The 17,724-nt window shown below is 62.0% G+C and carries 17 protein-coding genes; 12 read left to right on the forward strand and 5 right to left on the reverse strand.

All coding sequences use genetic code 11. From position 1 onward, the window contains the following. Positions 1 to 157 precede the first annotated feature (157 nt). Together CO670_RS21605 and CO670_RS21610 are read left to right on the forward strand one after the other, a co-directional pair. Positions 158 to 1,408: an FAD-dependent oxidoreductase gene (locus tag CO670_RS21605; RefSeq protein WP_097592137.1), complete on the forward strand. Its 1,251-nt coding sequence runs from the start codon at positions 158 to 160 to the stop codon at positions 1,406 to 1,408. Positions 1,409 to 1,450: 42 nt separating this feature from the next. After that, on the forward strand, positions 1,451 to 2,488 hold the full coding sequence (locus CO670_RS21610) for a 4-hydroxyproline epimerase (protein ID WP_097592138.1): 1,038 nt from the start codon (positions 1,451 to 1,453) through the stop codon (positions 2,486 to 2,488). 102 nt (positions 2,489 to 2,590) lie between these two features. On the opposite strand, the gene CO670_RS21615 is transcribed toward CO670_RS21610, so the two are convergent. The 3 genes from CO670_RS21615 to CO670_RS21625 form a co-directional block, all read right to left on the reverse strand. Further along, the gene (locus CO670_RS21615; RefSeq protein WP_097592139.1) at positions 2,591 to 4,138 is read right to left on the reverse strand and encodes an EAL domain-containing protein; all 1,548 of its coding nucleotides are present in this window, start codon (positions 4,136 to 4,138) and stop codon (positions 2,591 to 2,593) included. 290 nt (positions 4,139 to 4,428) lie between these two features. Further along, on the reverse strand, positions 4,429 to 4,905 hold the full coding sequence (locus tag CO670_RS21620) for an RbsD/FucU domain-containing protein (protein ID WP_097592140.1): 477 nt from the start codon (positions 4,903 to 4,905) through the stop codon (positions 4,429 to 4,431). After that, positions 4,889 to 6,136, reverse strand: coding sequence for an ROK family transcriptional regulator (locus tag CO670_RS21625; protein ID WP_097592141.1), 1,248 nt, complete (start codon positions 6,134 to 6,136; stop codon positions 4,889 to 4,891). The genes CO670_RS21620 and CO670_RS21625 overlap by 17 nt, the downstream gene beginning before the upstream one ends. Positions 6,137 to 6,463: 327 nt before the next feature. Here CO670_RS21625 and CO670_RS21630 point away from each other — a divergent pair, with 327 nt between their 5' ends. The 7 genes from CO670_RS21630 (at position 6,464) to CO670_RS21660 (ending at position 13,373) form a co-directional block, all read left to right on the forward strand. Continuing rightward, positions 6,464 to 7,483, forward strand: coding sequence for a sugar ABC transporter substrate-binding protein (locus CO670_RS21630; RefSeq protein WP_088676967.1), 1,020 nt, complete (start codon positions 6,464 to 6,466; stop codon positions 7,481 to 7,483). Positions 7,484 to 7,638: 155 nt separating this feature from the next. Next, complete coding sequence (locus tag CO670_RS21635; RefSeq protein WP_097592142.1) at positions 7,639 to 8,703, forward strand: ABC transporter permease; 1,065 nt, start codon at positions 7,639 to 7,641, stop codon at positions 8,701 to 8,703. A 2-nt stretch (positions 8,704 to 8,705) separates the two neighbouring features. Next, positions 8,706 to 9,488 (forward strand): ATP-binding cassette domain-containing protein, encoded by a 783-nt coding sequence (locus tag CO670_RS21640; protein WP_097592143.1) that lies wholly within the window; start codon positions 8,706 to 8,708, stop codon positions 9,486 to 9,488. Beyond that, positions 9,485 to 10,117: a nucleoside triphosphate hydrolase gene (locus tag CO670_RS21645; protein ID WP_097592144.1), complete on the forward strand. Its 633-nt coding sequence runs from the start codon at positions 9,485 to 9,487 to the stop codon at positions 10,115 to 10,117. Before CO670_RS21640 ends, CO670_RS21645 begins: the two co-directional genes overlap by 4 nt. Before the next feature lie 134 nt (positions 10,118 to 10,251). Beyond that, positions 10,252 to 11,292 carry a dihydroorotase gene (gene pyrC, locus CO670_RS21650; RefSeq protein WP_097592145.1) on the forward strand — a complete coding sequence of 347 codons (1,041 nt, stop codon included), beginning with the start codon at positions 10,252 to 10,254 and terminating at the stop codon, positions 11,290 to 11,292. Positions 11,293 to 11,468: 176 nt separating this feature from the next. Continuing rightward, positions 11,469 to 12,647 carry a GGDEF domain-containing protein gene (locus CO670_RS21655; RefSeq protein ID WP_097592146.1) on the forward strand — a complete coding sequence of 393 codons (1,179 nt, stop codon included), beginning with the start codon at positions 11,469 to 11,471 and terminating at the stop codon, positions 12,645 to 12,647. A gap of 189 nt (positions 12,648 to 12,836) precedes the next feature. After that, positions 12,837 to 13,373: a glyoxalase superfamily protein gene (locus tag CO670_RS21660; protein ID WP_097592147.1), complete on the forward strand. Its 537-nt coding sequence runs from the start codon at positions 12,837 to 12,839 to the stop codon at positions 13,371 to 13,373. Positions 13,374 to 13,407: 34 nt separating this feature from the next. Here the strand turns inward: CO670_RS21660 and CO670_RS21665 are convergent, their stop codons facing one another. Beyond that, a complete protein-coding gene (locus tag CO670_RS21665; protein WP_097592186.1) occupies positions 13,408 to 13,890 on the reverse strand; it encodes an anthrone oxygenase family protein in 483 nt (160 codons plus the stop codon). Between the two features lie 2 nt (positions 13,891 to 13,892). Continuing rightward, positions 13,893 to 14,717 (reverse strand): NmrA family NAD(P)-binding protein, encoded by an 825-nt coding sequence (locus tag CO670_RS21670; RefSeq protein WP_097592148.1) that lies wholly within the window; start codon positions 14,715 to 14,717, stop codon positions 13,893 to 13,895. Positions 14,718 to 14,815: 98 nt separating this feature from the next. Between CO670_RS21670 and CO670_RS21675 the strand changes: the two genes are divergently transcribed. From CO670_RS21675 to CO670_RS21685, 3 genes are all read left to right on the forward strand, one after another. Next, positions 14,816 to 15,469 carry a TetR/AcrR family transcriptional regulator gene (locus tag CO670_RS21675; RefSeq protein ID WP_097592149.1) on the forward strand — a complete coding sequence of 218 codons (654 nt, stop codon included), beginning with the start codon at positions 14,816 to 14,818 and terminating at the stop codon, positions 15,467 to 15,469. A gap of 74 nt (positions 15,470 to 15,543) precedes the next feature. Continuing rightward, positions 15,544 to 16,233 (forward strand): orotate phosphoribosyltransferase, encoded by a 690-nt coding sequence (locus CO670_RS21680; protein WP_097592150.1) that lies wholly within the window; start codon positions 15,544 to 15,546, stop codon positions 16,231 to 16,233. Positions 16,234 to 16,295: 62 nt separating this feature from the next. Then, positions 16,296 to 17,222, forward strand: coding sequence for a carbohydrate kinase (locus tag CO670_RS21685; protein WP_097592151.1), 927 nt, complete (start codon positions 16,296 to 16,298; stop codon positions 17,220 to 17,222). The last annotated feature ends 502 nt before the right edge of the window (positions 17,223 to 17,724 follow it).

Genomic DNA, 17,724 nt, shown 5'->3' on the forward strand with positions numbered 1-17,724 from the left:
AAAGTGCACTGCGGTTTTGCGTTCGGAATTGCGTGAAAACAAAAAGATAGAGAATTTCCGTGCTTCGGAGAAAACGGAAATTCTCTAGGCATCGCCGCCGATGTGATATATCAGAGTCGCTGCGGCAATTCTGTCTGCCGTGTAGTGGGTTGATGACATGGCGGATGAGACGAAGAAGAGAGTGGCCGTCGTCGGCGCGGGCGTGATCGGCGCGTCGATCGCTTTCGAGCTACAGCGGCGCGGCCTCACGGTGACGCTGATCGACAAAGGCGAGCCGGGACGCGGCACGTCTTTCGGCAATATGGCGAGCATCGCGCTCGATTTCGCCGCCGGTTCCGGCCCTTCGACCTGGAAGAAGCTTCCCGGCTGGCTCATCGATCCGGAAGGCCCGGTCTGGCTGCGGCCCTCCTATGCGGCAAAGATGCTGCCCTGGTTCCTGCGCTTCCTCGCCGCCGGCCGGCCTTCGCGTCTGAGCGAGATCGAGGATGCCGGCATGAGCCTGTCGCACCGGGCGCTCGGCGATGTCAGGGAAATGCTGCAGGCGATCGGCGCACCCGAATTGATGACGGAGGAGGGGTGCCTGGCGATCTACGAGACGGAGGCGGAGTTCGCCGCCGATCGCGCCCATCTCGCCTTGATGCAGCGTTACGGTCTCGAATTCGAGGTCTTGAGCAACGGCGCCATCCAATATTACGAGCCGGCGCTTTCGCCTCTCATCGCCAAGGCCGTGCTGCTCCCCGACAACAAGTCGATCCGCGATCCCTACAAGCTCGTTGTGAAGCTCGCCGACGCGGCGTTGGCCGCCGGCGCATCCTTCCTCTCGGGCGCCGTCAGGAACATCGAGCGCAGGGGAGACGGCACCGTTATCGTTCTCCTCGAGGATGGCAGCCGCGTCGAAGTCGATTCCGTGGTGCTGGCCGCCGGCGTCCACACCCGTTTCCTGGCCGCAAAGCTTGGCGAGCCGATCCCGCTCGAAACCGAGCGCGGCTATCACACGCAGATCATGAAGCCCGGCATATCCATGCGCTATTCGGTGATCTGGCCGCATCGGGCCTTCATGGTGACGCCGACGGCGGGCGGCATCCGCGTCGGCGGCAATGTCGAACTCGCCGGTCTCGATGCCGCGCCGGATTTTCGCCGTCCGCGGGTGCTGGTGCGCCACGCCCAGCGCGCGCTTCCCGGCCTGAAGGTGGAGGAGGCGACGGAATGGATGGGGCATCGCCCGGCGCTGCCCGATACGATCCCGATTATTTCGCCCTCCTCGAAGATGCCGGGCGTCTTCTATGCGACCGGCCACGGCCATCTCGGCCTGACCTATGCCGCAACGACAGCGCGGATGATCGGCGATATGGTGAGCGGCGTGAAGCCGTCGGTTCATGCGGCCCCGTTCCGTATAGACCGGTACTGATTTAGAACGATCCGCATCGACTGGTGAACTGGAGGTTTCGATATGAGATGGAAGCGCACGATCCAGCTTCTCGACGTTCACGCCGAAGGTGAAATCGGCCGCGTCGCAATCGGCGGCGTTCCGAAAATCCCGGGCGATACCATTGCCGCCCAGCTGCATTGGCTGAACACCGACCCGAAGGGCGACGAGCTTCGCCGCTTCCTTTGCCTGGAGCCGCGCGGCGCCCCGATCGGCTCCGTCAACCTGCTGCTGCCGGCAAAACACCCGGAAGCGGATGCGGCCTTCATCATCCTGCAGCCCGATCAGGCGCATGCGAGTTCCGGCTCGAACTCCATCTGCGTCACCACGGCGCTCCTCGAATCCGGCATCGTCGAGATGAAGGAGCCGGAGACGGTCGTGACGCTCGAAACAGCTGCCGGCCTCGTCAAGGCGACGGCCACCTGCCGCGACGGGCGCTGCGAGAAGGTCAGGCTCACCATGGTGCCGTCCTTCGTGCATGAACTCGACGTCGCGATCGACACGCCGCATTGGGGAAAGATCAAGGCCGATATCTGCTATGGTGGCATCTTCTATGCGCTCGTCGATGTCGGCCAGATCAACCTGACGATCGAGAAGGCCAATGCCGCCGGTCTCGTCCAGGCCGGCATGATCCTCAAGGATCTGATCAACCGCGACATCAAGGTCGTTCATCCAGAGATCCCGGCGATCTCAGGCATCGCCTACGTCATGTTCCGCGATACCGAAGCCGACGGCACGGTGCGCACCTGCACCACCATGTGGCCGGGCCGCGCCGACCGCTCGCCCTGCGGCACCGGCAATTCCGCCAATCTCGCCTCTCTCTATGCCCGCGGCAAGGCCAAGGTCGGCGACAGCTTCACCTCGAAATCGATCATTGGTTCGGAATTCGAGGTCGGCCTGCAGGCGGTGACCGAGGTCGCCGGCCGCCCGGCGGTCATCCCCACCATCACCGGCCGCGGCTTCACCTTCGGCCTCACCCAGGTGGCCCTCGACCCCTTCGACCCGCATCCCGGCGGCTTCGCGCTCACGGATGTCTGGGGGCCGTCGGCGGGGGAGATTTGATCTTCCGGGGATACATACGGCACACCGATCAGCCCTCGTCCTTCGAGGCTCCTGCGGGGCACCTCACGATGAGGGCGGAGAGAGGGCGGCGCGCCTGCCCCATCAACCGCGCTGCAAAATCCTGGTGCCGATCTGATCTGCGGTGATTTCCTCGATCGGCGCCGGTCTGCCAAGCAGATATCCCTGGCCGATGTCGCAGCCGAGATCCTGAAGCCGCTGACGCTGGCTCTCCTCTTCGATGCCTTCGGCCGTTATCGTTACGCCAAGTCCGGTGCCGAGAGCGATGATGGCCTTGATCACCTTGTCCTGCTTATCATTGGTCTCGAACGAAGCGATGAAACTCCTGTCGATCTTGATCTTGTCGAAGCGGTAGCTCGACAGTTGGGAGAGGCTGGAATAGCCCGTTCCAAAATCGTCGAGCGCAATCCTGACCCCCGCATTCACCAGATCGTCGAGAACAATGCGGGCAGTGACGGCGTCCTGAATGATGGCGCTCTCCGTCACCTCGAATTCGACCCTGTGCGCGGGCAGGCCGACATCGCCCAATATCTTCAGAATTCGTAAGCCGAGCAGTCGGTCGCTCAGTTGGATCGGAGAAAGATTGAACGAAAGGACAAGCTCGCTTGGCCAGGAAAGCGCATCGATGCAGGCACAGCGAAGCAGTTGGTCCGTCAGTTCGACAATCAGGCCGGCTTCCTCTGCCACCGGAATAAATTCGCTCGGCGGGATGAATTCGCCGGACGCCGTTTTCCAGCGCGCCAGCGCCTCGAAGCCGATAATCTTGTTCGCCTTCAGGTCCACCAGCGGTTGATAATAGGGAACGATCTCGGCCTTCCGGATAGCCGCTCGCAGATCGCCTTCTATCCTGATCCGTTTCGCCAACTCGTCCTGCATCGAAGGCACGAAGGCCTTCACTAGATTACGGCCCTGCTTCTTCGCGACATACATCGCGCAATCGGAATGCCGGATGACTTGACCGAGCTCATCGCCGTTCTCGGGATAAAGTGCGAAGCCGACACTGGCGCCGAGATCGACGGCAGCACCATTGAATGTGAACGGTTTTCCGATCGCATTGACGATGCGGTTCCCCAAAGCGACAAGATCGGGATTTCCGATGCGCCGCGCCAGAATCACAAACTCGTCTCCGCCAAGGCGAAAAACGTGCTCGCGAGGGAAGAGCGACGAGAGCCGCTGAGCGACGGTCTTCAGCACCGCGTCACCGTGGTCGTGCCCCAAGAGATCGTTGACCTTCTTGAAGGCGTCGAGATCGATGCTGAACACGGCGTAGGTTTCTTCTGCCCTTTGATCGGTCATTGCCCGCGCGCATATGGAATCCAGAAATCTGCGGTTCGGCAGTTCGGTCAGCGTGTCGTGGCAGGCAATCCAGTCGACGTTCTTTTCGGCCAGCAGCCTGCGATCGACTTCCCTCGAAAGATCCCGGATCCTGAGTGCGGAGTAGATGAGCCCCAAAAACCCTGAGATATTCAGAGCAAGCAGCGCGTGGTCGAGCGGATATTGGTGATGCCGCTCGATAAACTCATCCAGCTCCTCATGCCAATGGAAGCGCCAGGATAGGCAGAAGAGAAGTAGAAAGATCAAGAGCCAGGCCAGTATCTCCATCTGAGGTCTGGTTGCATGGATGCGGGGCATAGAACGGCTCCTGTTGTGTGAAGAGCCCTCATGGCCAGCTCGCAGAACCGCATCGTCCCTGGCGGTGGTCGAAAACCGCCACAATTCATTCGGGCGGAATTAAGAGGCCGGTTCGCCGTCATTGATCAAGCGCACCGGCCCGTCCAAAGATATCTTTGAACCTCGAAGGTTAATGGTGGGTTGCGTGCCCAAAGGTGCGGGCATTTCGCTGCGCACAACGGATAGCTTTCCCGCAAATCGGATGGGCCGCACCGTGGCGCAAGGAGCACTGAAAGGACATGTGGCGCACTTCAGTAAACGAAGGGATCGACTCCGGCCGCCGCCTGCGCGCCCGTCTCCTTCGGATAGATCACGCCCTTGCGCAGGATGATATTGGCATAGAGCCTGGGCTCGCTGGTCTGGATCACGGCATGGGCGGCTTTCACCCGGCCGTAGAAATCCGGTCCGACGAGCGGCACCACCTGGCGGTGCGGCTCGTGGCGGGCGCAGCAGTCGATCATCTCCTCATGCACGGGATCGAGCTTGTCGCGCTCGGCCTTGACGGTCGAGCGGAAGATGGCTTCGGGCACGAAATCGTCGATCGGCAGCACGCTGAGCACGGCATTGAGAACCGGGATGAGGCGGTGGCCGTCGAGACGGATCAGCCGGCGCGCATGTTCGACGCCCGGATAATTGCCGTCGACGATGGCGATCTCGTCGCCGTGGCCCATGGCGCGCAGCGTGAAAAGCAATTCCGGGCTCAGAAGCGGATCAAGTCCCTTCAGCATGGTCTACCTCCTTGAAGAGTACGTTCTGGTCTGTGAGATAACGCGAAAAGATCGGCAGGCTGGCGCCGCCGATGGCGCGGGCCTGGGCGCCGACCGCGCCTTCGATGATTTCGGGCATAACGACGCCCTGCAGGTCGAGCTTGGCGGCTTCGTCGATCGTCGCCTGCACGACGCGGCTGCGCACCCAATGGGGAAAGCCGCCGTCGATGACGGCGGCGCTGAAGTCGACGATCGAGGCTGCAGCGACGATCGCCTGCGCCAGCGCCTTGGCGGTGTCCTGGATCCAGATTTCCATCGGCTCGCCGAAATCCACCCAGTCGTCGGCGGAATACCAGAGCGGCTCGGGGTCGATGCCGCGCTCGCGCAGCATGTTTTCCAAAACGAAGATGGAGGCGATTTCGAGCAACTGCTTTGTTTCGCCGTTGCGGTCTCGCACGGGCAGCGGCCCGATGGCGCCCGCCGTCCCGGTGCGGCCGGAAAAGATCGCCGAATTCAACACGATGCCGCCGCCGATGAAGGAGCCGATGAAGAAATAGACGAAGTCGGGATAGGAGGGACCGACGCCGAAGACGAGCTCGGCGCCGCAGGCGCTGGTCGCATCGTTCTGCAGGAAGACGGGATGGGAGACGCGCGCAGCGATATCGGCCTGCAGGTCGACATCCCGCCAGACTTCCATGGCGCCGGGCGGCGCGCCGACTTCCTCGGCCCAGTTCCAGAGCTCGAAGGGAGCGGCGATGCCGAGGCCGGCAATGCGGCTGCGCTGCTTATCGTCGAGCCGGCTCTCGATCTCCTCGATGCCAGCGGTGACAAAGGCGAGGATTTCATGCGGCAGCGGATAGGCATAGGTCTGGTGCAGCTGCATGCGGATGCGGCCGACGAAATCCATCAGCACCAGATCGGCGCTGCGCCGGCCCATCTTCAGGCCGAAGGAATAGACGGCGTCGGGGTTGAGATGCATCGGGATCGACGGCTGGCCGACCCGGCCGCGCACCGGCGCCCCGCGCGACAGCAACCCTTCCTTTTCCAGCACCCGCATGATGACCGAGACGGTCTGCGCCGAAAGGCCGCTGCGGCGCGCGATATCGGCCTTCGACAGGGCGCCGTAGAGGCGCACCAGCGACAGCACGAGCCGTTCGTTATAGGCGCGCACCCTGACCTGGTTCGCACCCCCGGCCGGATTGAGAATTGGCGGCGGGACCGGTGTGTGTTCCGGCCCATCCAAAGACGACATGGCCGCTCCTCCCGAGCGTTGGCCTCTTGCATGGTCCCTCGGTTCGAAATCGATCCGAGGGTGAATTGCGCAGCAGCTGAAAGCGGTACGGCGGCCGTCTCTGCGTTTGAAAAGGCGCGACGCCGTACGTCCTAATTCGATTGAAGCATGCCACATCGAATTAATAATTCAATTGGATTTATTTATTGACAAGCCGATTTCTTTCGCTCTTAATTGCCGTCGTCAAGGGCACGGGCGGCTTCGGAAGCGGCAGCGACCGAAGCGAAGTGTCACATCTCGAAAATTCCGGCCCGCATGGGCGGCGCCGGCAAACTCTGGGAGGAGTTCATGAAGAAATCAGTTCTCGCTTTCGGCGCGCTCGCGCTCGGTGTCGCTTTCTCTGCACCTGCAATGGCGGCAGACGTTTCCGCCTGCCTCATCACCAAGACCGACACCAACCCCTTCTTCGTCAAGATGAAGGAAGGCGCGACTGCCAAGGCCAAGGAACTCGGCGTCTCGCTGAAGTCTTACGCCGGCAAGATCGATGGTGACAGCGAAAGCCAGGTCGCCGCGATCGAAAGCTGCATCGCCGACGGCGCGAAGGGCATCCTGCTCACGGCGTCGGACACCAAGGGCATCGTGCCTGCGGTCAAGAAGGCCCGCGACGCCGGTCTGCTGGTCATCGCACTCGACACGCCGCTCGAGCCGGCTGACGCCGCCGACGCCACCTTCGCCACCGACAACCTGCTCGCCGGCAAGCTGATCGGCCAGTGGGCCAAGGAAACGCTCGGCGACAAGGCTGCGGATGCCAAGGTCGGCTTCCTCGACCTGACGCCGTCGCAGCCGACGGTCGACGTTCTCCGCGACCAGGGCTTCATGATCGGTTTCGGCATCGACCCGAAGAATCCGGACAAGATCGGCGACGAAGACGACAAGCGCATCGTCGGCCATGACGTGACCAACGGCAATGAAGAAGGCGGCCGCAAGGCCATGGAAAACCTTCTGCAGAAGGATCCGGGCATCAACGTCATCCATACGATCAACGAGCCGGCCGCTGTCGGCGCCTATCAGGCGCTGAAGGCCGTCGGCATGGAAAAGAACGTGCTGATCGTATCGGTCGACGGCGGTTGCCCGGGTGTGAAGTCGGTCAAGGAAGGCGTCATCGGCGCCACTTCGCAGCAGTATCCGCTGCTGATGGCTTCGCTTGGCATCGAGGCGATCAAGAAGTTCGCCGACTCGGGTGAAAAGCCGAAGCCGACGGAAGGCAAGTCCTTCTTCGACACCGGCGTCTCGCTCGTCACCGACAAGCCGGTTTCCGGCGTCAAGTCGATCGATACCAAGGAAGGCACCGACAAGTGCTGGGGCTGAGCCCTGCCTGATTATTGAAGCATACCGGCCGGGGGCTTGATCCCCGGCCGTTTTGGACGGACGATGTGCCGTCGCCCCACCGGCTAAGCAACGAACGGATGAATATGGGTGGCGGCCTCCGCGCGGGTTCGGCGCGCGGATGCGGAGGAGGAACCATGACCGGAACTCAGGAATTCGAACGCGTCCTCGACGGCAGCGACAAGAACATCGCCTCCTTCGAGCACCAGAATGTCTCGCTGATCAAGCGGATACAGCATTTTCTGCACTCGACTCCGGCCGCCGTGCCGCTGATCGTGCTGCTGCTGTCGATCGTCATCTTCGGGATTGCGATCCCCGGGCGTTTCTTCTCTTCGTACACTCTGACGCTGATCCTGCAGCAGATTGCCATCGTCGGTATTCTCGGCGCAGCGCAGACGCTGGTGATCCTGACGGCGGGCATCGATCTTTCGATCGGCGTCATCATGGTGATTTCGGCCGTCATCATGGGCAATGTCGCCATCACCTACGGCGTACCGACGCCGATCGCGGTGATAGCGGGCCTTCTGGTCGGCGGCCTGTGCGGCTTCGTGAACGGCGCCCTCGTCGCCTTCATGAAACTGCCGCCATTCATCGTCACGCTCGGCACCTGGAATATCGTCATGGCGACGAATTTCATCTATTCCGCCAATGAGACGATCCGCGACACGGATGTCGATGAACAGGCGCCGCTGCTGCATCTTTTCGCCGCGAGCTTCAAGGTCGGCAGCGCCGTTCTGACGCTCGGCGTCATCGCCATGGTGCTGCTCGTCCTCCTGCTCTGGTACATCCTCAATCACACGGCCTGGGGACGGCATGTCTATGCGGTCGGCGACGATCCGGAGGCGGCCAAGCTCTCCGGCATCCAGACCAAAAAAGTGCTGCTCACCGTCTATACGATTTCGGGTGTGATCGCCGCCTTCGCCGCCTGGGTTTCGATCGGCCGCAACGGCTCGATCTCGCCGTCCTCGGCCGTCACAGACTTTAACCTCCAGGCGATCACCGCAACCGTGATCGGCGGCATCTCGCTGTTCGGCGGCCGCGGCTCCATTCTCGGCACGCTCTTCGGCGCCATGATCGTCGGTGTCGTGTCGATGGGTCTCAACATGCTCGGCGCCGATCCGCAATGGAAAGTCCTGCTGACAGGCGTGCTGATCATCGCCGCCGTCGCGATCGATCAGTGGATCAGAAAGGTTTCGGTGTAATCATGGCTCAGGAACCCCTTCTCACCGCCCGCGGCCTCGTCAAGCGCTATGGACGCGTGACTGCGCTCGACAATGCCGATTTCGACCTCTATCCGGGCGAAATCCTGGCCGTCATCGGCGACAACGGCGCCGGCAAGTCCTCGCTGATCAAGGCGATTTCAGGCGCGGTCACTCCCGATGAGGGCGTGATCACGCTCGAAGGTCAGCAGGTGCATTTCCGCTCGCCGATGGAAGCGCGGGAGGCCGGCATCGAAACGGTCTACCAGAACCTCGCTCTGTCGCCGGCGCTGTCGATCGCCGACAACATGTTCCTCGGCCGCGAGATCCGTAAAAAGGGTCCGCTCGGCTCGCTCTTCCGCATGCTCGACCGGCCGGCGATGGAAAAGCTGGCGCGCAACAAGCTTTCCGAACTGGGCCTGATGACCATCCAGAACATCAACCAGGCGGTGGAAACGCTGTCCGGCGGTCAGCGCCAGGGTGTCGCGGTTGCCCGCGCCGCCGCCTTCGGCTCGAAGGTCATCATCATGGACGAACCGACGGCCGCCCTTGGCGTCAAGGAAAGCCGCCGCGTGCTGGAGCTGATCCTCGATGTGCGTGCCCGCGGTCTGCCGATCGTGCTGATCTCCCACAACATGCCGCATGTCTTCGAGGTGGCCGACCGGATCCATATCCACCGCCTCGGCCGGCGCCTCACGGTGATCAATCCGAAGGAATACACCATGTCGGACGCCGTCGCCTTCATGACCGGCGCCAAGGCGGCGCCCACGGAGCCCGTTGCTGCATGAGTGCACGCATCGATGAAATCGCCGGCGAGGTGCTTACCCGCGCCGGCGATGCCAAACGGTTCCTCATCGCCATTGCCGGCCCGCCGGGTTCGGGCAAATCGACGATGGCCGACAATCTGGCGGCGGCGCTGAAAGCCAAGGGCGAAAGCGCCGCAGTCCTGCCGATGGACGGCTTCCATATGGATAACGCCATTCTGATCGAACGCGGCCTGCTGGCGCGCAAGGGCATTCCCGAGACCTTCGATGTCCGCGGTTTCCTCGATATCGTCCGCGCCGTCAGGCCGGCCGACCAGGAGGTTCTCGTGCCGGTCTTCGACCGCTCGCGCGAGCTTGCCATCGCTTCGGCCCGGCCGATCGATCCCAAGGACCGTTTCATCATTATCGAGGGCAACTATCTGCTCTTCACGCAGGGCAAATGGGCCGAACTCGACGGCATCTTCGATTTCTCGGTCATGCTGGCGCCGCCGATCGAAGTGCTCGAAGAGCGCCTCTGGGCGCGCTGGCGCGGCTATAATCTCAGCGAAGACGCCGCAAGCGCCAAGGTTTACGGCAACGACCTGCCGAACGGCCGCCTGATTCTCGAAAACCGTCGCCCGGCCGATGTGACGCTGGAGATCGCCTTGGCGTGATGCATGTCGCCCGGAAGTGTGCAGCGGTTCCGGGATAACGACATGCATCAAAACAAAGAGCTAAGCTGCGGCGATTGTCTTGATATAATGGTTGATGGTATCAGGCCGCAGACGCATCGCTTCGGAGGTCTGCCATGCAATCGATCACCATCCGCCGCCCTGACGACTGGCACCTGCATCTGCGCGACGGCGCCATGCTGGAAGGCGTAATCGCCGATACGAGCCGCACCTTCGCCCGCGCCATCATCATGCCCAATCTCGTGCCGCCGGTCGTCACCACGGCTGATGCGAGGGCCTACCGCGAGCGCATCCTCAAGGCGCTGCCGGACGGTCATCGCTTCCAGCCGCTGATGACGCTTTATCTCACCGAGCATACGAACCCGGACGATGTGGAAGAGGGCGCCAGAAGCGGCCTCATCACCGCCGTCAAGCTCTATCCGGCCGGCGCCACCACCAATTCGCATGGCGGCGTACGCGACATGGAAAAGGCGATGCCGGTGCTGGAGCGCATGGCGAAGATCGGCCTGCCGCTCTGCGTTCATGGCGAGGTGACGACGCCTGAGGTCGACATCTTCGATCGCGAAGCCGTCTTCATCGAGACCGTGCTCGATCCGCTGCGCAAGCGCCTGCCGGAGCTGAAGGTCACGATGGAGCATGTGACGACATCGGACGGCATCGACTACATCAAGGCGGCCAAGGGCAATCTCGCCGGCTCGATCACCACCCATCATCTGATCATCAACCGCAACGCAATCCTCGTCGGCGGCATCCGCCCGCATTATTACTGCCTGCCGGTCGCCAAGCGCGAAAATCACCGTCTGGCCTTGCGTGCCGCCGCTGTCAGCGGGGATGCCCGCTTCTTCCTCGGCACGGATTCCGCCCCGCATGTCGATCCGCTGAAGGAATGCGCCTGCGGCTGCGCCGGCATCTACACCTCGATCAACACGATGAGCTGCCTTGCCCATGTCTTCGAGGAAGAGGGTGCACTGGACAGGCTCGAAGCCTTCACCTCGCTGAACGGACCGGCCTGGTACGGGCTTGCCCCGAACGAGGAGCGCATCACGCTGTCACGGCAGGCCGAGCCGGTCGTTTTTCCCGCGAAGATAGAAACCGGAGCCGGTCCGGTGACGGTTTTCGATCCCATGTTTCCGCTGCACTGGCAGCTTTTAACCTAAAATTCACCTCCCATATTCAATTTTAAATAGATTTTTGCCGGAAACCTTGCGCGCGGTGTTAAATCCGTAACATTGTTTTGTGCGGTGCATGATTTTTTAACGGAATGCGTCAGACATTCCGGACACGTGGGCTGTAAACATTATCCGGCGCGGCAGCAGCCGCGGAGATTGAAAGCATGATGCTTGATTACAACTCCCTCCTGCTGGCGCTGGGTGTTTCGGCGGCATGTCTCGCGGTGACGCTGATGGGCAGCTGGCTTGCCCGCCGGGCCGAAACTGTATTGCTCACCGCAACCATCGGTCTCGTGCTCGTCGTCAGCGGCATTTTCGTCTACAGCGCCTATGTGAATACGCCCGACAAATGGGCGGGCGTCGCCAATTTCGTGCTGTTCCAAGCCGGTTTCGCCACCATCTGGGGCGCCGGCCATCAGTTCTGCACCGGTCGCCTGTCCTTCTTTTCCATTTCGCTGCGCGCCCTTGTCGCGATGGCCCTTTCCATTCCGCCGATGATAGCAGGCTACGACGGCTTGGCCTTCATGGCTGAAAATCTCGCGATTGCCGCGCTGCTCTTTGCCACCGCGCGGCAATATTGGCTTGCCCGCGCCGAGGCGCCGGCGCCGATCCTCGGCATCACGGCGCTTTATACGCTGACGGCAATTTCCTTCGTCCTCTGCGCCGCCGTGTTGATCTTCGACGGAAAGCTGGTGCTTGGCAAAGCGCCCAACAACTGGGCTGAGGATCTGAGCCTTGCCGTCTGCATCGCCGGGATGACGGGGATCGGCGCACTGTCGCTGGCGCTGCATCAGTGGCGGCTCGCAGCCCGCCATCGTCTCGATGCAATCACCGATCCGCTGACCGGCCTGCTCAATCGCCGCGCCCTCTTCGACGAATACGGCACGCGCCCGATGGGTACGACCACCGCTGTCATCGTCTTCGATATCGATCACTTCAAATCCGTCAACGACCGCTTCGGCCACGCCGCCGGCGACCATGTTCTCAAGGTCTTCGCCGCCGAACTCGCAGCCAATTGCCGCGACGGCGATACCGCCGCCCGTCTCGGCGGCGAAGAATTTGCGCTGGTGATGAAGGAGGTCATGCCCGGCCGGGCGGAACTCGCGGCCGAGCGTATTCGCCGGGCCTTCCAGGCCCGCGAGATCCCTGTCGACGGCGAGGCGCTGGAATGCACGGTCAGCGTCGGTGTTGCTCCCGGCCGCTCGACGCCGTTGGATTTCGACGCCATGCTGAGCGCCGCCGATAAGGCGCTTTATGCAGCCAAGCGCGGCGGGCGCAATCGTGTCGAGCTTGCCGCCTACCTTCAGGCTGTTCCGGTCGAGGCATCGCGCACGGCGTCTTGATTCCTGGCTGGCCCTCTCATAACATCGCTCTTGGCCGGATGCGGCCAGCCGCCCCGCGACGCCTCGGCGTTATGGTGAATGCATCCAGAAACCGTCCTTCACATCCCTTGCCGTTTGGCGATCGATGGCGAACGGGTCAGCAGACGCGGGCACTGATCTTCCTGTTTGCCGCCAACGGAAGGATGACACATGCGCGATTTTCGCGATGCCAAGCTCATGGCAAAGACGCTACGGCAGGCCCTTGCCGGCCGCGATATTTCCCTTACCCACAGCGAGACGCTCGAAATCGTCGCCCGGCAGTTCGGGTTCGATCAATGGAATGTGCTCTCGGCGAAGATCGATGCGGCGGACGCTGCCCGATCGGCGATCGGCATCGAGCCGCCAATGCCGATCTTCCGCATCTTCTCGGTCGAAAAGGCGATGGAATTCTATTGCGGCTTTCTCGGCTTCAGCCTCGATTGGGAACATCGCTTCGGCGACAATTTCCCGCTCTATTGCCAGGTCTCGCGGGATGGCATGGCGCTGCATTTGAGCGAACATTCCGGCGATGCGAGCCCCGGCGCCAAGGCCTTCGTCCGCGTCGCGAATGTGCGGGCCTATCATGCCGAGCTTTCAGGCAAGGACTACCGCTACATGAAGCCCGGCGTGGAGGAAGAACCCTGGGGGCTCGAGATGACGGTCATCGATCCCTTCAGCAACCGCATCGTCTTCTGCGAGCAGAAATAACGGGAAGGCGGAGGAGCATTGCACCTCCGCCTTCTCAAATCATCATCAGCGCCCTGCCGAAGGCGACCGAAGCGAGCAGGGATGCGATCGTCCGCACGTGGTTCCACCATGTCCAGTCCTTGAGATAGGTGGCCCAGAGCGCGGCGGCTTCCGTTCCGTTGCCGCCGACCTTCGCCAGCGCATCGTTCATCGGCACGTTGAAGATGATGGTCGAGAGGAACGAGGCAAGGACATAGAGAGCGGCGCCCGCCAGCATCAGCGCGGATGCCCCACCGCGCCAGTTCATCAGCGCCAGCACTGATATGACAATGCAGAGCATTGCCGTCGGCACGAAAAGCGCCATGAAGGGCGAGCGCACGATCGTGACGTTGATCGAATTCATCGCGGCGATGCCCTGTTCTGCCGGGATGCGCGAAAAGGCCGCCATGATGAAGGTCGAGAAGGCGAAGAAGATGCCGGCAACGAGGCCGCTGCCGATCGCAGCGGCGACGAGCGAAAGGATCAGGACGATCTGCATGGTCAGGCGCTCCATATTCCTGTTGCCGCGGTCCGGCGGGCATAGCGGCGGAAATCGGTGGCGGGGCGGCCGAGAATATCGGCCACGCCACTCATGACGCCGGAATTGCGCCCATCGAGCACCTGGCCGAAAAGCTCCTCGAGAAGATCGATCAGAACCTGGGGCAGGCCGGCGGCGGCAAGCCCGCCGGTGAAATCGGCCATTGAAACCTGCTCGTATTCGATCGGCCGTCCCGCAGCGGCGGCGATTTCGCCGACGGCTTCGCGGAATGTCAGCGCCCGCGGCCCGGTCAGTTCGTAGGCCTTGTTGCGGTGGCGCGGCTCGATCAAGGCGGCGACGGCGGCATCGGCGATGTCGTCGGCATCGATGAAGGGTTCGCGGATATCGCCCGCCGGCAATTGCAGCCGGCCGGCAAGGATCTGCTCCAGAAACGCGCCCTCGCTGAAGTTCTGACAGAACCAGGAGGCGCGCAGGATGGTGGTGTCGATGCCGGATGCATTCAGCGCCGTCTCGCTTTGCAGCGCACCTTCTTCGCCGCGGCCGGAAAGCAGCACGATATGGTCAAGGCCGCATTCCACGGCGGCCTTGGCGAGCGCTCCGATCGCGTCGGCCGCTGAGGCGACGGCGAGATCCGGCTGGAAGGCGACATAGGCGCTCGATGCGCCCTGAAGCGCGCCGTGCCAGGTCGACCGATCTTCCCAGTCGAAGGCGCGTTTGCTGGAGCGTGATGCGGCTCGCACGTTGAAGCCGCGCTGCTCAAGCCGTTTCAGGATGCGGCCGCCGGTCTTTCCCGATCCACCGACGAGGACAATTTCGGAATTCTGCATGTCGTGCTCCTTCCTTGATTGAAAACAAGAGAAAATCTCTCATTTGCAAAATGAGATAAACTCTCTTATTTTCTTTGTCAACCGTCAAAGGAGAAGCGATGTCGGAGCAACCAGCCGCAACGCGCAGAAGATCGCCGGAACAGATCGGCCAGCCGCGCCGCATTCCGAGCCAGCAGCGCGGACGCGAGCGCTTCGAAAAGATCCTCACGGTTGCGTCCGAGCTCATCGAAATTAATGGCAGCGATGCCTTGAAGATGAGCGAGATCGTTGAAAAGGCAGAACTTTCCTTCGGCGCCCTCTATCAATATTTCCCGGATAAGACCTCGATCATCCGCACCCTGGCCGAGCGCTTCAACGAGCAGGGCCGCCAATGTGTGGCCGACGAATTGGCCAAGGTGACGGACCCCGAGACTCTGCACGCCGCGCTTTGCACGATCGCGGACGAATATTACGCCTTCTTCCGCCGCGAGCCCGTCATGCGCGATATCTGGCATGCGACCCACACGGACAAGCTTCTTCAGCAGGTCGATGCCGAGGACATGGAATTCCATGCGCAAGCCTTATTCTCGGTGCTGCGCCTCTTGTGGCCGGCGCGGACCGAGGCCGAGCTTCTGGCGATCGCCCGGCTGACGATGCAGCTCCTCGCTGCCGCCGTCCGCTATGCGGTTTCACTGGACGAGGGGGAGGGCGCACAGGCAATTGCGCTCTTCAAGAAGATGCAGGTTGCGGATATTGGCCGGCTGCTTGCCTGACGGCTCCGTTGTGTCTGGAAACCGCCGGCTCTTGCTGCTATTGCCGCAGGGAAGCAAAACCGAAGGAGGGCCGTATGATCCAGACCACGTTTCCCGACCGCGCCGTGATGGCCGAACTGGTAGCCAGGATGCTCTGGGAGATCAAGGCGGTGCATTTCAATGCCGCACAGCCCTACAAGCTCTCTTCCGGCATGGCGAGCCCCGTTTATATCGATTGCCGCAAGCTGCTCTCCTTCCCGCGCATCCGCTCGACGGTGATGGATTTCGCCGCCAGCACGCTGCTGCGCGATGCCGGCTTCGAGCAGTTCGATTGCATCGCCGGCGGCGAGACGGCTGGCATCCCCTTCGCCGCCCTGCTCGCCGACCGCCTCGGCCTGCCGATGATTTATGTGCGCAAGCAGCCGAAGGGCCATGGCCGCAATGCCCAGATCGAAGGCAATATGCCGGAAGGTTCGCGCGTGCTCGTCATTGAAGACCTGACGACGGCGGGCGGCAGCATGTTCAAGTTCATCGATGCGGTCCGCGCTGCCGGCGGCATCGTCGATCATGGCATCGCCCTGTTCTTCTATGACATCTTCGGCCAACAGCGCTTCACCGACGGCAAGGTCCGGCTGCATCACATCTCCACCTGGCGCAATGTGCTTGCGGTCGCCAAGGCGCAGAAGCTCTTCGACGACAGGACATTGTCGGAAGTCGAGGCCTTCCTCGATGCACCGCTGGCCTGGTCGGCAAGGAATGGTGGCGTCAGTGAGCTTTCGCTCTAGCCTTTTGACAAAAGCTCGCTTAAATCGATTGAAGAACGCGTAGGCCCTGTGGGAGGAATTCGATGATTTTGTGCTGCGGCGAAGCCTTGATCGACATGTTGCCGAGGGACACGACCCTTGGTGAAAAGGGTTTTGCGCCCTATGCCGGCGGCGCGATCTTCAACACCGCGATCGCGCTCGGACGCCTCGGCATACCCACGGCCTTCTTCACCGGTATTGCCGACGACATGATGGGCGAAATCCTGCTTGCGACGCTGAAGGCGAGCAATGTCGATTACAGCCCCTGCGCCATCACGCAGCGCCCCTCGACCATCGCCTTCGTCAAGCTGGTCAACGGCCAGGCGACCTATGCCTTCTACGACGAGGGCACCGCCGGCCGCATGATCACCGAAGCCGACCTGCCCACCCTCGGTGACGATTGCGAAGCGCTGCATTTCGGCGCGATCAGCCTGATCCCGAGCCCCTGCGGCGAAACCTACGAAGCGCTGCTCGACCGCGAAGCGGCCGCGCGCGTCATCTCGCTCGATCCGAATATCCGCCCCGGTTTCATCAAGGACAAGCCGGCGCATATGGCCCGCATCAAGCGCATGGCCGCCAAGTCCGACATCGTGAAGTTCTCCGATGAGGACCTCGACTGGTTCGGCCTTTCCGGCGATCATGATACGCTCGCCGCTCATTGGCTCGATCACGGCGCCAAGCTTGTCGTCATTACCAAGGGCGCCGAGGGCGCTTCCGGCTACACCAGGGATCGCAAGGTGACGGTGCCGAGCGAGCGCGTCGCAGTGGTCGATACGGTCGGTGCCGGCGACACTTTCGATGCGGGCGTGCTGGCTTCCTTGAAGATGGATGGCCTGCTGACCAAGCTGCAGGTTGCCAATTTGGACGAGCAGGCGCTGCGCAACGCCCTGGCGCTCGGCGCCAAAGCCGCCGCCGTCACCGTCTCCCGCGCCGGCGCCAATCCGCCCTGGGCGCGTGAAATCGGTCTCTAGAACAAGGCTCAACCGCGCGATTCCCCCTTCTCCCCAGCGGGGAGAAGGTGCCCGTAGGGCGGATGCGGGGGCCGGCCATGCCGGTCTTAATAGCGCCCGGCGGATTCAGCCGCGCTGAAATCATTTCGACCTCGTTCAGGACAGCGCGGCATGGAGTTTGGATTAGGTTTGATGTGAGGCTTGTGCCGGGCGGCCCCCTCATCCGCCTGCCGGCACCTTCTCCCCGATGGGGCTATTAGATTCACACATCGGATAAGATGCAATAATTTCAATAGCTTGCATCCAGATAAAAAGGTTAGCCGACTATCTTCTTCCGACTCGGAAAATGGGCTCAATACTTCAAAATCAACCGTTATTGGTTGAATAAGACCCCGATACATGAGCTTCATTCGGTGCCGAGTTGAGATGTGTGCATCTGATAGACCCATCGGGGAGAAGGGAATATGCCGCAACGTCTCGACGCCCTGTTTCCGGCGCCAACCAGCACATGATCTGCAGGAGA

It is taken from the genome of Rhizobium sp. J15 (genome assembly GCF_002531825.1).
Taxonomy (GTDB): Bacteria; Pseudomonadota; Alphaproteobacteria; order Rhizobiales; family Rhizobiaceae; genus Rhizobium.

Excerpts from the sequence above, each read along its gene's own strand:
- CO670_RS21640 (WP_097592143.1), top strand. The coding sequence starts at position 8,706 with ATGGCTCAGGAACCCCTTCTCACCGCCCGCGGCCTCGTCAAGCGCTAT.
- CO670_RS21655 (WP_097592146.1), top strand. The coding sequence starts at position 11,469 with ATGATGCTTGATTACAACTCCCTCCTGCTGGCGCTGGGTGTTTCGGCG.
- CO670_RS21620 (WP_097592140.1), bottom strand. The coding sequence starts at position 4,905 with ATGCTGAAGGGACTTGATCCGCTTCTGAGCCCGGAATTGCTTTTCACG.
- pyrC (WP_097592145.1), top strand. The coding sequence starts at position 10,252 with ATGCAATCGATCACCATCCGCCGCCCTGACGACTGGCACCTGCATCTG.
- CO670_RS21670 (WP_097592148.1), bottom strand. The coding sequence starts at position 14,717 with ATGCAGAATTCCGAAATTGTCCTCGTCGGTGGATCGGGAAAGACCGGC.
- CO670_RS21660 (WP_097592147.1), top strand. The coding sequence starts at position 12,837 with ATGCGCGATTTTCGCGATGCCAAGCTCATGGCAAAGACGCTACGGCAG.
- CO670_RS21615 (WP_097592139.1), bottom strand. The coding sequence starts at position 4,138 with ATGCCCCGCATCCATGCAACCAGACCTCAGATGGAGATACTGGCCTGG.
- CO670_RS21685 (WP_097592151.1), top strand. The coding sequence starts at position 16,296 with ATGATTTTGTGCTGCGGCGAAGCCTTGATCGACATGTTGCCGAGGGAC.
- CO670_RS21645 (WP_097592144.1), top strand. The coding sequence starts at position 9,485 with ATGAGTGCACGCATCGATGAAATCGCCGGCGAGGTGCTTACCCGCGCC.
- CO670_RS21605 (WP_097592137.1), top strand. The coding sequence starts at position 158 with ATGGCGGATGAGACGAAGAAGAGAGTGGCCGTCGTCGGCGCGGGCGTG.
- CO670_RS21625 (WP_097592141.1), bottom strand. The coding sequence starts at position 6,136 with ATGTCGTCTTTGGATGGGCCGGAACACACACCGGTCCCGCCGCCAATT.
- CO670_RS21675 (WP_097592149.1), top strand. The coding sequence starts at position 14,816 with ATGTCGGAGCAACCAGCCGCAACGCGCAGAAGATCGCCGGAACAGATC.
- CO670_RS21630 (WP_088676967.1), top strand. The coding sequence starts at position 6,464 with ATGAAGAAATCAGTTCTCGCTTTCGGCGCGCTCGCGCTCGGTGTCGCT.
- CO670_RS21680 (WP_097592150.1), top strand. The coding sequence starts at position 15,544 with ATGATCCAGACCACGTTTCCCGACCGCGCCGTGATGGCCGAACTGGTA.
- CO670_RS21635 (WP_097592142.1), top strand. The coding sequence starts at position 7,639 with ATGACCGGAACTCAGGAATTCGAACGCGTCCTCGACGGCAGCGACAAG.
- CO670_RS21665 (WP_097592186.1), bottom strand. The coding sequence starts at position 13,890 with ATGCAGATCGTCCTGATCCTTTCGCTCGTCGCCGCTGCGATCGGCAGC.
- CO670_RS21610 (WP_097592138.1), top strand. The coding sequence starts at position 1,451 with ATGAGATGGAAGCGCACGATCCAGCTTCTCGACGTTCACGCCGAAGGT.